General features: G+C 61.2%; 8 protein-coding genes and 1 pseudogene. All 9 read right to left on the bottom strand.

Annotation, left to right across the window (positions count from 1 at the left end; all coding sequences use genetic code 11):
- Positions 1-203: 203 nt before the first annotated feature.
- Positions 204-1622: an FAD-dependent oxidoreductase gene (locus ACM530_RS07805; RefSeq protein WP_003171228.1), complete on the bottom strand. Its 1419-nt coding sequence runs from the start codon at positions 1620-1622 to the stop codon at positions 204-206.
- 32 nt (positions 1623-1654) lie between these two features.
- A complete protein-coding gene (gene gltB, locus ACM530_RS07810) occupies positions 1655-6100 on the bottom strand; it encodes a glutamate synthase large subunit (protein WP_416364541.1) in 4446 nt (1481 codons plus the stop codon).
- A 348-nt stretch (positions 6101-6448) separates the two neighbouring features.
- Positions 6449-8023 carry an SPOR domain-containing protein gene (locus ACM530_RS07815; RefSeq protein WP_369301627.1) on the bottom strand — a complete coding sequence of 525 codons (1575 nt, stop codon included), beginning with the start codon at positions 8021-8023 and terminating at the stop codon, positions 6449-6451.
- A gap of 10 nt (positions 8024-8033) precedes the next feature.
- Positions 8034-9134 (bottom strand): 3-dehydroquinate synthase, encoded by a 1101-nt coding sequence (gene aroB / locus ACM530_RS07820; RefSeq protein ID WP_416364542.1) that lies wholly within the window; start codon positions 9132-9134, stop codon positions 8034-8036.
- 124 nt (positions 9135-9258) lie between these two features.
- The gene (gene aroK, locus ACM530_RS07825) at positions 9259-9777 is read right to left on the bottom strand and encodes a shikimate kinase AroK (protein WP_145159987.1); all 519 of its coding nucleotides are present in this window, start codon (positions 9775-9777) and stop codon (positions 9259-9261) included.
- Positions 9778-9781: 4 nt separating this feature from the next.
- Positions 9782-11035 (bottom strand): annotated as a pseudogene (locus ACM530_RS07830) (type IV pilus secretin PilQ); the annotation flags it as partial.
- Positions 11036-11176: 141 nt separating this feature from the next.
- Positions 11177-12148: a pilus assembly protein PilP gene (locus tag ACM530_RS07835; protein WP_242198803.1), complete on the bottom strand. Its 972-nt coding sequence runs from the start codon at positions 12146-12148 to the stop codon at positions 11177-11179.
- Complete coding sequence (locus ACM530_RS07840; protein ID WP_106577526.1) at positions 12145-12696, bottom strand: PilN domain-containing protein; 552 nt, start codon at positions 12694-12696, stop codon at positions 12145-12147. Before ACM530_RS07840 ends, ACM530_RS07835 begins: the two co-directional genes overlap by 4 nt.
- Positions 12696-13349: a type IV pilus assembly protein PilM gene (gene pilM, locus ACM530_RS07845; protein WP_145159979.1), complete on the bottom strand. Its 654-nt coding sequence runs from the start codon at positions 13347-13349 to the stop codon at positions 12696-12698. The genes ACM530_RS07840 and pilM overlap by 1 nt, the downstream gene beginning before the upstream one ends.
- Positions 13350-13375: the final 26 nt, after the last annotated feature.

Below are 13375 nucleotides of genomic sequence, written 5' to 3' on the forward strand. Positions count from 1 at the left end.
CGCGACGCAAAAGGCACGGAGTGAGCCGTGCCTTTTGTCTATCGGGTCAATTTGTCGCGGACATTAAAGCGCTGCAAAACCAATGTGGGAGGGGGCTTGCCCCCGATTGCAGTGTGTCAGTTTCAGTCTCTGTCACTGAACCACCGCTATCGGGGGCAAGCCCCCTCCCACATTTTGATCCCATTTCAACCTGGGATCAGGGGTCAGACTTGCAGGTAATCCAGGATCCCTTCAGCGGCATTGCGCCCTTCGAAGATCGCGGTTACCACCAGGTCAGAACCGCGCACCATATCGCCACCGGCGAAAATTTTCGGGTTGCTGGTCTGGTGCTTGTACTGGCCTTGTTCCGGTGCCACAACGCGGCCCTGGCTGTCGGTCTGGATTTCGAACTGCTCGAACCACGGCGCCGGGCTTGGGCGGAAACCGAAGGCGATGACCACGGCGTCAGCCGGGATGATTTCTTCGGAACCCGGGATTGGCTCAGGGCTGCGACGGCCACGGGCGTCCGGCTCGCCGAGACGGGTCTCGACCACTTTCACGCCTTCAACACGGTCCTCGCCGACAATGGCGATCGGCTGGCGGTTGTAGAGGAATTTCACGCCCTCTTCCTTGGCGTTCTTCACCTCTTTGCGCGAGCCGGGCATGTTGGCTTCGTCACGACGGTACGCACAGGTCACCGACTTGGCGCCCTGGCGGATCGAGGTACGGTTGCAGTCCATCGCGGTGTCGCCACCGCCCAGGACCACAACCTTCTTGCCTTTCATGTCGACGAAATCTTCCGGCGACTTTTCAAAGCCCAGGTTGCGGTTGACGTTGGCGATCAGGAAGTCGAGCGCGTCATACACGCCCGGCAGGTCCTCACCGGCAAAGCCGCCTTTCATGTAGGTGTAGGTGCCCATACCCATGAACACCGCATCGTATTCGGCGAGCAGTTGCTCCATGGTGATGTCTTTGCCGATTTCGGTATTGAGGCGGAACTCGATACCCATGCCGGTGAACACTTCACGACGGTTGCTCAGTACGGTTTTTTCCAGCTTGAACTCGGGAATACCGAAGGTCAGCAGGCCACCGATTTCCGGGTTCTTGTCGAACACCACCGGGGTCACGCCACCACGCACCAGCACGTCGGCGCAGCCCAGGCCCGCCGGGCCCGCGCCGATGATCGCAACACGTTTGCCGGTCGGTTTGACCTTGGACATGTCCGGGCGCCAGCCCATGGCGAATGCGGTGTCGGTGATGTACTTCTCCACCGAACCGATGGTCACCGCGCCAAAGCCGTCGTTGAGAGTGCAGGCACCCTCGCACAGACGATCCTGCGGGCACACCCGGCCGCACACTTCCGGCAGGGTGTTGGTCTGGTGCGACAGCTCGGCGGCGGCGAGGATGTTGCCCTCGGCCACAAGTTTCAGCCAATTGGGAATGAAGTTGTGCACCGGGCACTTCCATTCGCAATACGGGTTACCGCAACCCAGGCAGCGGTGGGCCTGGTCGGCCGAGTGCTGGGGTTTGAAGGGTTCGTAGATTTCCACGAACTCTTTCTTGCGTTGACGCAACAGTTTCTTCTTCGGATCTTTGCGCCCGACATCGATGAACTGGAAGTCGTTATTCAGACGTTCAGCCATGTTAAAACCTCATCAAACTCTTCAGGCGCATATCACTGCGGGTTGGCACGGATGCTGGAAAGCAACGATTTCAGGTTGGCAGCCTTGGGCTTGACCAGCCAGAAACGACGCAGGTAGTCATCAAGGTTTTCAGCGAGGTTACGACCCCATTCGCTGTTGGTTTCCTCGACATATTCGTCCAGCACATGCTGCAAGTGGTTGCGATAGGATTCCATCGCTTCGCCGCTGATCCGCTGGATCTCGACCAACTCGTGGTTGACCTTGTCGACGAAGGTGTTGTCCTGGTCGAGCACGTAGGCGAAACCGCCAGTCATGCCCGAGCCGAAGTTGTAGCCAGTCTTGCCCAGCACCGCGACAAAACCACCGGTCATGTACTCGCAGCAGTGATCGCCCGTGCCTTCCACCACGGTGTGGGCACCGGAGTTACGCACCGCGAAACGCTCACCGGCCGTACCGGCTGCAAACAGCTTGCCGCCGGTTGCGCCGTACAGGCAGGTGTTGCCGATGATGGCACTGTCTTGAGTCTTGTAGACGCTGCCGACTGGCGGAACGATCACCAGCTTGCCGCCGGTCATGCCCTTGCCTACGTAGTCGTTGGCGTCACCTTCCAGGTACATGTGCAGGCCGCCGGCGTTCCACACGCCGAAGCTCTGGCCCGCAGTGCCCTTGAAACGGAAGGTGATCGGCGCCTTGGCCATGCCCTGGTTGCCGTGCTTGCGCGCGATTTCGCCGGAGATGCGTGCGCCGATGGAACGGTCGCAGTTGCAGATGTCCAGGGCGAATTCGCCACCGCTGGCGTCGTTGATCGAGGAGCTGGCCATGTCGACCATCTTCTCGGCCAGCAGGCCTTTGTCGAACGGCGGGTTGCGGTCCACCTGGCAGAATTGCGGCTTGTCTGCCGGGATGTGATCGCTGCCCAGCAGCGGCGTCAGGTCCAGGTGTTGTTGCTTGGCGGTCTGGCCTTCGAGGATGTCGAGCAGGTCGGTACGCCCGATCAGTTCTTCGAGGGAGCGCACGCCCAGCTTGGCCAGCCACTCACGGGTTTCTTCGGCGACGTAGGTGAAGAAATTCACCACCATGTCGACGGTGCCGATGTAGTGATCCTTGCGCAGCTTCTCGTTCTGAGTCGCCACGCCGGTGGCGCAGTTGTTCAGGTGGCAGATGCGCAGGTATTTGCAGCCCAGGGCGATCATTGGCGCGGTACCGAAGCCGAAGCTTTCGGCGCCGAGGATCGCCGCCTTGATCACGTCGAGGCCGGTTTTCAGGCCGCCGTCGGTCTGCACGCGCACTTTGCCGCGCAGGTCGTTGCCGCGCAGGGTCTGGTGAGTTTCCGCCAGGCCCAGTTCCCACGGCGCACCGGCGTACTTGATGGAGGTCAGCGGGGATGCGCCGGTGCCGCCGTCGTAGCCGGAGATGGTGATCAGGTCGGCATAAGCCTTGGCCACGCCGGCGGCGATGGTGCCCACGCCGGCTTCCGCGACCAGTTTCACCGAGACCAACGCCTGCGGGTTGACTTGTTTCAAGTCGAAAATCAGCTGCGACAAGTCTTCAATCGAGTAGATGTCGTGGTGCGGCGGTGGTGAAATCAGGGTCACGCCCGGCACCGCATAACGCAGCTTGGCGATCAGGCCGTTGACCTTGCCGCCGGGCAGTTGCCCGCCTTCACCCGGCTTGGCGCCCTGGGCGACTTTGATCTGCAGCACTTCGGCGTTGACCAGGTATTCCGGGGTTACACCGAAACGGCCGGTCGCGACCTGCTTGATTTTCGAGCTCTTGATGGTGCCGTAGCGCGCCGGGTCTTCACCGCCTTCGCCGGAGTTGGAACGCGCACCCAGGCGGTTCATGGCTTCGGCCAGGGCTTCGTGAGCCTCAGGCGACAAGGCGCCCAGGGAAATACCGGCGGAGTCGAAACGCTTGAGGATCGATTCCAGCGGCTCGATCTCGCTGATGGACAGCGGCGTGTCCAGGGTTTTCACCTTGAACAGGTCGCGGATCATCGACACCGGACGGTTATCCACCAGCGCGGTGTATTCCTTGAACTTGGCGTAGTCGCCCTGCTGCACGGCGGCTTGCAGGGTGCTGACCACGTCCGGGTTGTAGGCGTGGTATTCGCCACCGTGCACGAACTTGAGCAGGCCGCCTTGCTGGATCGGCTTGCGCGCGCTCCAGGCTTCGGCTGCCAGGGCCTTCTGCTCGGCTTCGATGTCGACGAAGCGCGCACCCTTGATGCGGCTCGGCACGCCACGGAAGCTCAGCTCGCAGACTTCTTCGGACAGGCCGATGGCTTCGAACAACTGCGCACCGCGGTAGGACGTGACGGTGGAGATACCCATCTTCGACAGGATCTTCAGCAGGCCCTTGGTGATGCCTTTGCGGTAGTTCTTGAACACCTCGTAGAGGTCGCCCAGCACTTCACCGGTACGGATCAGATCGCCGAGCACTTCGTACGCCAGGAACGGATACACCGCCGAGGCGCCGAAACCGATCAACACCGCAAAGTGGTGCGGGTCACGGGCGGTGGCGGTTTCGACGAGGATGTTGGAGTCGCAACGCAGGCCTTTTTCGGTCAGACGGTGGTGCACCGCACCGGTAGCCAGGGAAGCGTGAATCGGCAGCTTGCCAGGGGCGATGTGGCGGTCGGTCAGCACGATCTGGGTACGGCCGGCGCGCACGGCTTCTTCGGCCTGATCGGCGACGTTACGCACCGCGGCTTCAAGGCCGAGGCTCTCGTCGTAGTTCAGGTCGATGATCTGGCGGTCGAAGCCTGGGCGCTCCAGGGTCATCAACGAGCGCCACTTGGCCGGAGACACCACCGGCGAGCTGAGGATCACACGCGAGGCGTGCTCAGGCGATTCCTGGAAGATGTTGCGCTCGGCCCCGAGGCACACTTCCAGCGACATCACGATGGCTTCACGCAGCGGGTCGATTGGCGGGTTGGTCACCTGGGCGAACTGCTGGCGGAAGTAGTCGTACGGCGTGCGCACGCGCTGGGACAGCACAGCCATCGGCGTGTCATCGCCCATGGAGCCGACGGCCTCGTAGCCTTGCTCACCGAGCGGACGCAGCACCTGGTCGCGCTCTTCGAACGTGACCTGGTACATCTTCATGTATTGCTTGAGCTGGTCGACGTCATAGAAAGCCGAGCCGTGGTCGTTGTCTTCCATGGTCGCCTGGATGCGCAGGGCGTTCTTGCGCAGCCATTGCTTGTACGGGTGACGCGACTTCAAGCGGTTGTCGATGGCATCGGTGTCGAGGATCTGCCCGGTTTCGGTGTCCACGGCCAGGATCTGGCCAGGGCCGACGCGACCTTTGGCGATCACGTCTTCAGGCTTGTAGTCCCACACGCCGATTTCCGACGCCAGGGTGATGAAACCGTTGGTGGTGGTGACCCAACGCGCCGGGCGCAGACCGTTACGGTCGAGCAGGCACACCGCGTAGCGGCCGTCGGTCATGACCACGCCGGCCGGGCCGTCCCACGGCTCCATGTGCATCGAGTTGTACTCGTAGAACGCACGCAGGTCCGGGTCCATGGTCTCGACGTTCTGCCACGCAGGCGGAATGATCATGCGCACGCCACGGAACAGGTCGATGCCACCGGTGACCATCAACTCGAGCATGTTGTCCATGCTGGAGGAGTCCGAACCCACACGGTTGACCAGCGGGCCGAGCTCTTCGAGGTCCATCAAATCGTTGGCGAACTTGGTGCGACGGGCGACGGCCCAGTTGCGGTTGCCGGTGATGGTGTTGATCTCGCCGTTGTGGGCGAGGAAGCGGAATGGCTGGGCCAGCGGCCATTTCGGCAGGGTGTTGGTGGAGAAGCGCTGGTGGAACACGCAGATCGCGGTTTGCAGGCGCTCATCGCTCAGGTCTGGATAGAAGGCGGTCAAGTCCGCCGGCATCATCAGGCCTTTATAAATGATGGTTTTGTGCGAAAAACTGCAGATGTAGTGGTCGGTGTCGGCGGCGTTGGACACCGACGAACGACGACGCGAGGTGAACAGCTTGATCGCCATGTCCTGGTCGCTCAGGCCTTCGCCTGCGATGAACACTTGCTCGATCTGCGGCAGGCGCTCCAGGGCCAGACGGCCGAGCACGCTGGTGTCGATTGGCACTTTGCGCCAGCCGACGAGCTGCAGGCCGGCAGCCAGGATTTCGCGGTTCATGTTTTCGCGAGCGGCTTCGGCTTTAACCGGGTCCTGGTTGAAAAACACCATGCCCACGGCGTACTGCTTGGGCAGGTCGACCGCAAATTGCTCTTTTGCGACAGCGCGCAGGAACTGGTCGGGCTTTTGAATCAGCAAGCCGCAACCGTCACCGGTCTTGCCGTCGGCGTTGATCCCACCGCGGTGGGTCATGCAGGTCAGGGCCTCGATGGCCGTTTGCAAAAGGGTATGACTGGGCTCGCCCTGCATGTGGGCTATCAGGCCGAAACCGCAGTTATCCTTGAATTCATCGGGTTGGTACAGACCTGCTTTCATAGACACTTTCTCACCAGGCTGCCTCTTATAACGAGGCAAATTTCTTTTCAATTCAACCGGTTACCTTCCACGCCGAACGTACGCCGGCTTAGCGGGGGCAAAAGGGAGGTCATTGTACACACCGACACGAACGCTCACAAATTTAACGACGAAATGTCGCAAATCTATGTCGCATTTATGAAAGGTTTAAAGCGATATGCTGTGCTAGTCAAAACTTTTTTAATTTTGACCGCGACGACTCAAAAGCAACGGGCGCAGACACCACAAAGCGCGCGGCCTTCAGGGCTGCACGCTTTTGTAGTTTTTTGAGGTGCCGGGAGAGGCGGCCTGGGTAAGGCCGCCGAATCTTCAGCGAGTTGTTGCCAGTTCCTGTTGGACGCTGGCGACAGTGCGAGGCCAAGGTTTACCAGCCTGAACCTTCGCTGGCAAGGCCTTGATAGCGGATTCAGCTGCTGCACGGCTGGAGAAGTTGCCGTAGGTGATCACGTAGAGAGGCTTGCCGTTGAGCACTTTCTTGAAATAACGGTACTCACCGCCCTGCTCTTTCACGAACGCCTGAGCGTTGGCTTCGGAGCTGGTGCCGAGGATCTGCACCACGAAGTTGCCGGTTGGCTGGCTGGTGTACCAGCTGCTGCCGGCGCCGCCTGCCTTGGCGACGGTCGCCGCAGGTTTCTCGGCAGGCTTGGCAGCCGGTGCCGGCGCTGGCTTGGCGGCTGGCGCCGGTGCAACAGGCTTGGTCACCGGCGCTGGCGCTGGCTTGGCGGTGGCGACAGTCGGTGCAGGGGTCGGCTTGGCAACCGGAGCTGCCGGCTGACCGGCCGGCACGCCCGCAGGCGGCGCGGTAGTGGTCACGGTCGGCGGCGTGGCGCTGGAGCCCTCCACCGGCACACCGTCGTCGCCTTCGGAAATGCCACCGGCTTCTTCGGCGAGCGGGCCACGCATTACCGGCTGGCCAACCATCGGCAGGTTGGTCGGTTGGCCGGAGTTGGCGAATTCGACGTTTGGTGTGGGCTTGCCCAGTGGCAACTGCGCCTGTTCGGTTGGCGCGCCGGCGGTGGTGGGCGCCTTGCTACGGCCAGGGATCAACCAGGCGGCGGCGACAGCGACCACGACAACGGCGGAAATAGCCAATACGTGCTTCTTAGGCATAGTAAACCCCATCTTTGGACGCTTAACCGCAGAGCGGCTTGCAATCATGGCTTCGATCAAGGCATCCCGGGCAACCTGGTTGATGGTGCCAGGCCAGCCGTCGGAGCTTTCGTGAATATCAGAGATCTGCGCAGCGGAGAAAAGTTCGATACCGGCCCCGGCGCCCTCAAGGCGTTGCGCCAGGTATTCGCGGGTTTCTTCCTCTTCGTACGGCTGCAATTCGATGACGTGAAACAGCTCCTGATCACCGCTGATCTGTTCCAGATCGGCGATCAACGACGACTCGCCAAACAGGAACACGTGCGGGCGGCCTTCAGGCGTACCCGCAGCCAGCGCCAACAGCGCTTCCAGGGCGGATTCGTCGAGCTGCTCGGCGTCGTCGACCAGCAAGTAGACTTCCTGGCCGGTCAGGCCCAACTGCACCACTTGCTTGAGGATCGCGTTCGGCTCGGCATTGGACACGTTCAGCGCCTGGGCCACTTGGCGCAATACGCCCGCCGCGTCACCGGCACCGCGGGCCGACACCACCACGCTCTGTACCGATTGCTTGTTGGTGCTGGCGACCAGTGCCTGGCGCAGCAGGGTCTTGCCGCTGCCCAACGGCCCGGTGACCACCAGCAACAGCTGGCTGTAGCGCGCCAGATGGTGCAACTGGCCAAGCACCGGCTTGCGCTGGGCAGGGAAAAATTTGAAGCCAGGTACCCGCGGAGCAAAAGGGTCGTGGCTTAACTGGTAATGGCCGAGGAACGCCTCGTCGGCATGCAAACTAGTCATCGGGATCTTATTAACCTTTAAGCTGGGCCAGGGCGCGGTAATCCGCTCCCAGCGTGGCCTGTAAAATCTCTTTCGGATAATCGTCGGTCACTACCGCTTCGCCCATGTGGCGCAGCAGCACCAGTCGTAGGCGACCGTCGATCACTTTCTTGTCTATTGCCATATGTTCGAGGAAATCCGCCTCGGTCATCTCCTCAGGAGGAACTACCGGCAAACCGGCGCGCTGGAACAGGTCAATACCCCGATCCCGCTCCTGGGCACTGATCCAGCCCAGGCGTTGCGACATCTCCAACGCCATCACTGTGCCAGCTGCGACGGCTTCCCCATGCAACCACACACCATAGCCCATGTGCGTTTCGATCGCATGGCCGAAGGTGTGACCCAGGTTCAAAGTGGCGCGTACGCCGGACTCCCGCTCGTCGGCATTCACCACCAGCGCCTTGGCGGCGCAGGAGCGGGAAATCGCCTCGGTAAGTGCCACTTGATCCAGAGCGCGCAGGGCGTCCATATGCTCCTCAAGCCAGGTCAGGAACGGCTCGTCGCAGATCAGCCCGTACTTGATGACTTCCGCCAGGCCCGCCGACAGCTCGCGCGGTGGCAACGTGTTCAGCGTCGCGGTGTCGATCAGCACGGCCTGGGGCTGATAGAACGCACCCACCATGTTCTTGCCCAGCGGGTGGTTGATGCCGGTCTTGCCACCTACCGACGAATCGACTTGGGACAACAAGGTGGTCGGCACCTGGATAAAGTCCACGCCGCGCTGGTAGCAGGCCGCCGCAAAGCCGGCCATGTCGCCGATCACACCGCCGCCCAGGGCGACTACCGTGGTCCGGCGGTCATGACGCGCAGTCAGCAGGCCATCAAAGATCAGTTGCAGGGTTTCCCAGTTCTTGTGGGCCTCGCCGTCAGGCAGGATCACCGAAATCACCGAGTACGCCGCAAGGCTGCGGCTCAGGCGCTCAAGATACAGCGGCGCGACCGTTTCATTGGAGATGATCGCCACTTGCCGACCGGCAATATGCGGGGCGAGCAACTCGGGCAGGTCCAACAAACCCTCGCCAATATGGATTGGGTAGCTGCGCTCGCCTAGATCGACCTTAAGTGTCTGCATGTGTCCCCGCGTGAAGATGGATATACGATCGGCAACGCTCGGATCTGACGCTGCCTGATGGCTCTACGCCACACCTCGAAGGCTGTTAGCGCGCCGCCGAGAATAGCGCATTTCGGGTCTGGCTTTAACGGGGTGGCAGCTGCTGTAAACGCTCGAGAATGTCGAGAACGACCATTCGCGGCGGCCGCTCATCGGTTTCCACCACCAGATCGGCAATTTCCCGATACAGCGGATCGCGCAGCGCCAGCAAATCCCGCAGGGTTTTTGCCGGGTCAGCGGTGCGCAACAATGGGCGATTCCGGTCGCGGGCGGTGCGACCCACTTGCTGCTCGACTGACGCATGCAGGTAGACCACGCGCCCACCGGCATGCAGCGCCCGGCGGTTTTCATCGCGCATGACAGCGCCGCCGCCGGTGGCCAATACCAAGCCGTCGCAACCGCACAGCTCGGCAATCATCGCCTGCTCGCGGTCGCGAAAGCCCAGTTCGCCTTCTTTATCGAAGATCCATGGGATATTGGCGCCCGTGCGCAATTCAATTTCCTTGTCGGAATCTTTGAATGGCAGGCGCAGCTCTTTGGCCAGCAAACGGCCGATGGTGCTTTTTCCAGCCCCCATCGGTCCTACAAGAATCAAATTTCGCACAGAATCAACGACTCACAGCAATCGCCTGGTTATTCATAATACGCGGAGTCAGGAATACCAGCAGCTCGGATTTTCTTTCCGCCATCACATCGCGCCGGAAAAGGCGGCCAAGATACGGCACATCGCCTAAAAATGGCACTTTATCTACCACTTTGCTTTGGGTGTTGGAGAAAACGCCACCGATGACGATGGTCTCGCCATCCTTGACCAGCACCTTGGCGTTGACTTCGTTTTTCGTGATCGGCGGCACGTCGTTGAGCTTGTTCAGGTAGTCGGGCTCATCCTTGGTGACCTTGACCTCCATGATCACCCAGCCATCAGGGGTGATTTGCGGGGTCACCTCCAGCGATAGCGAAGCTTCCTTGAACGACACTGAGGTGGCGCCACTGGAGCTGGATTCCTGATAGGGAATCTCGGTGCCCTTGAGGATCCGTGCCGTTTCCTTGTCGGAAGTGACCACCTTGGGCTGTGAGACGATTTCGCCGTTGCCGGTTTTCTCCATGGCCGTCAGTTCAAGGTCCAGCAGCAGGTTGTTGGTGATATAGGCGATGCCCAAGCCCGATGTACCGGTGAGCGCTCCCATGTCGACAAATGGCGAACTGACAGGGTTCTGCGGTGGCTCGGCACCGGCGGCCAAGGGTTTGCTGATGCCCCCAGCGCCCAAATTGGCAAGGTTGAGTCGCCCTCCCCAGCGCACGCCGAGGCTTTTGTCGTAATCAACATTGGCCTCGACGATCCGTGCCTCGATCATCACTTGGCGCACCGGGACGTCCAGTTGCGCCACAATCCGGCGCAGCTCTTCGAGGCGCTCGCCAGTCTGGTAGGCAATGATGTTATTGGTGCGGTCATCCACTGCCACGGAACCGCGCTCATCGCCGGCGCCTTCAAGGCCTGTCACCGACTGGAACAGCTTGGCCAGGTCCGCCGCCTTGGCGTAGTTGACCTGCAACAGCTCCCGGCGCAAAGGCGCCAGCTCAGCCATCTGCCTGCGCGATTCCAGCGTGAGCAATTCACGCGCAGCCAGCTCATCGGCAGGTGCCACCAGCAAAACGCCGGCCTTCACCCGCTTATCCAGCCCTTTGGTCTGCAATACCAGGTCCAGCGCCTGGTCCCAGGGCACGTCCTTGAGCCGCAAGGTGATGGAGCCTTGCACTTCATCGCTGGCAACCAGGTTGAGCCCGGCGACATCGGCAATCTGCTGCAATACCGCACGTACATCGATGTTCTGGAAGTTGAGGTTCAGCTTGGCGCCGTGGTAGGTGCCTGGCGCCGCGCTGCCAGGCGGCGGCAGCTGGATCAGGTCCACACGAGTGGGCACAGCGAATGCCGTCGGTGCCGTGAACGCTATCCATAGCGCCACACCGAAGGACGAGAAAGTCCATTTCATTGTTTGATTCCGTTATGAGTTGAGTTTCAACACGAGGGTTCGCGGGCGCTCCAGCCACGCGCCCTGTTTATCGGGGAACAGCTCTGCCAGTTCGATGTAGCCGTCATGAATGGCCGTGACCTTGCCGTGGTTCGGCCCCAGGTAGTCGCCAACGGCCAGCCGGTGCACCGTGGAGGCCACACGCAACAGCGCAAAGCTCTGCTCCCCACGGGACAGCGTACCGACCATCTCGAACTGGTCGATGGCGACCTTTTCCAGGGCGCCGCGGACCCGGGCAAGGTCAGGCGCCAGCACCGGGCGTCCGGGCAGGTGATTAACCTGCAATGCGACCGGCTGGAACGGGTCACGCAGGGAAAATGCGTCGTAGACAAATGCTGGCGCCGACTCGAAAACCGAGTCAGGTTCGCCGCGCAGCGACGTGCTCCGGTAGGTCTTCACCAACATGCCAAGGCGCAGCAACGACCCTTCAGAACGAAGCGTGATGTCATGCACGGTAACAATCCGAGACAAGCCGCCCAACGCACTCACGAAGGTAGCCAGGTCGTGGTAAGCCCCAAACACATCGACCTGCACCGGCTCCTCGATGTAAAACGGCCGAGTTTGCTCGTCCAGCACCGTGACACCTTCAACCACCACGCCGTTGGCAGCCACCAGCCGCGCCATTTCATCCAGCAGGGCTGGCATGTCAGGTGCGCCAGACAACTGCCCTAAGCCCCCATCGGTTTTTTCCTGCATCACCTGAGCCGGGTGGGCGCTGCCCTCAAGGCGGGTGGCCAGATCGACCTTCTGCACGAGCAGCTGTTTTAAGACCTTTTCCTGCGCCTCCCACTCGTGCAAACGCTCGCGTGACGGGCTCAAATAAACGCTATCGCCCACCGCCAGCACCAAGCCTGCCAGCGCACAGCCCAGCAGAAGCTTGCCCGGCAAGGGCCATTTCGAAGCGTTGTGAGAGAACGTGGAAAAGTCGAGCCTGGGCAGGCTCAAGGCTGAGCCTCGGTGGATTCCCCCTGGCGCACCATCAATTGGAATTCGTTACCGCCCCGCTCGCCCTCTGCCCGCACATGCTGCAGCCGAGTGGCGTGGGTGCCCTGCGAAGCTTCCAGGCGGCGCATCAGCTGAGCAATGTCCTGGCTGGACTCGGCACTGCCGCTGACACTGATGGTGTCGCCGTTCGCCACCACTTCATGCAGATGGACACCCTCGGGCACCGCGCGGGCCAGTTGATCAAACATCTGCGCGCTGGAAGAGCGGGCATCATGCAGGTCCTGCACGACTTTCATGCGCGCGGCCAGTTGCTGGCTTTGCTCCTGCAAGTCGCCGATGGTCTTGATGCGCGAATCGACGACAGTCACTTCTTTGCTCAGGTGGTTATTGCGTGCGCCCTGCCGGTCGATGGCCTGGTCAATCACCTGGTCCGCCAGCCATAACGCCGCGAAGGCCGCACAGGCGAACGCCAGCAAAAACATCAGAAAGTATTTGCGACGCCGGTCCGCCAGGGCTTGGCGCCAGGGCAAAAGGTTGATTCTTGTCATCAAGCGAAACTCCTCAGGGCCAACCCGCAAGCAATTCCCATCCCGTGGGCATCCACGGCCCATTGTGTGCCATCGACTTGATGACCCGGCGTGAAGCTGGCGAAATCCTGACTGCAAGCGCGCTCCAATGCAAACCCTTCGACATCCACCACCCGTGTCACGAGCCCCGCCAGGGCCAAAACCGCAGTGCGCGCCTCGACCTGCTCCCTCAGGCAGGCAGCCAGTAAAACCTCGACCCGGGCCGGATCCTGGGCCGAGGGGCCGCGCACCTGAAAATCGATGGCTACATCATCCAGCGGGTAAGGAATGTACTGATCGGCCTCCATCTGGATCTTCCAGACCATCTCTTCATCACTGAGCCCGGCCTCCATGTCGATGACCCGCGTGATGACCGAAGGGCCCGCTACAGCGACGGCCGCCTGCCGAGCAGACGTACGCAGCCGGGATAACGCCAGGTGCAAGGCTCGCCCTGCCTCTTCAAGGTCCAACAAGGTGCCGTCGACCATCGCATTCGGCGGCAACACCTGGGTGCTGTAGCCCTGCACCCGGTAACCCGCGGCCGAATGGCCCAGTTCTATCAGCTTGATGCCCGTGTCATTGATGTCGACGCCCAGCAGGGTGTCGGTTTTGCGCCTGAAAAATCCTTTTCTCATAAAACTCCCCAAAACTTTGCCTGTCA

The organism is Pseudomonas sp. NFX183, from assembly GCF_047943075.1.
GTDB lineage: Bacteria > Pseudomonadota > Gammaproteobacteria > Pseudomonadales > Pseudomonadaceae > Aquipseudomonas.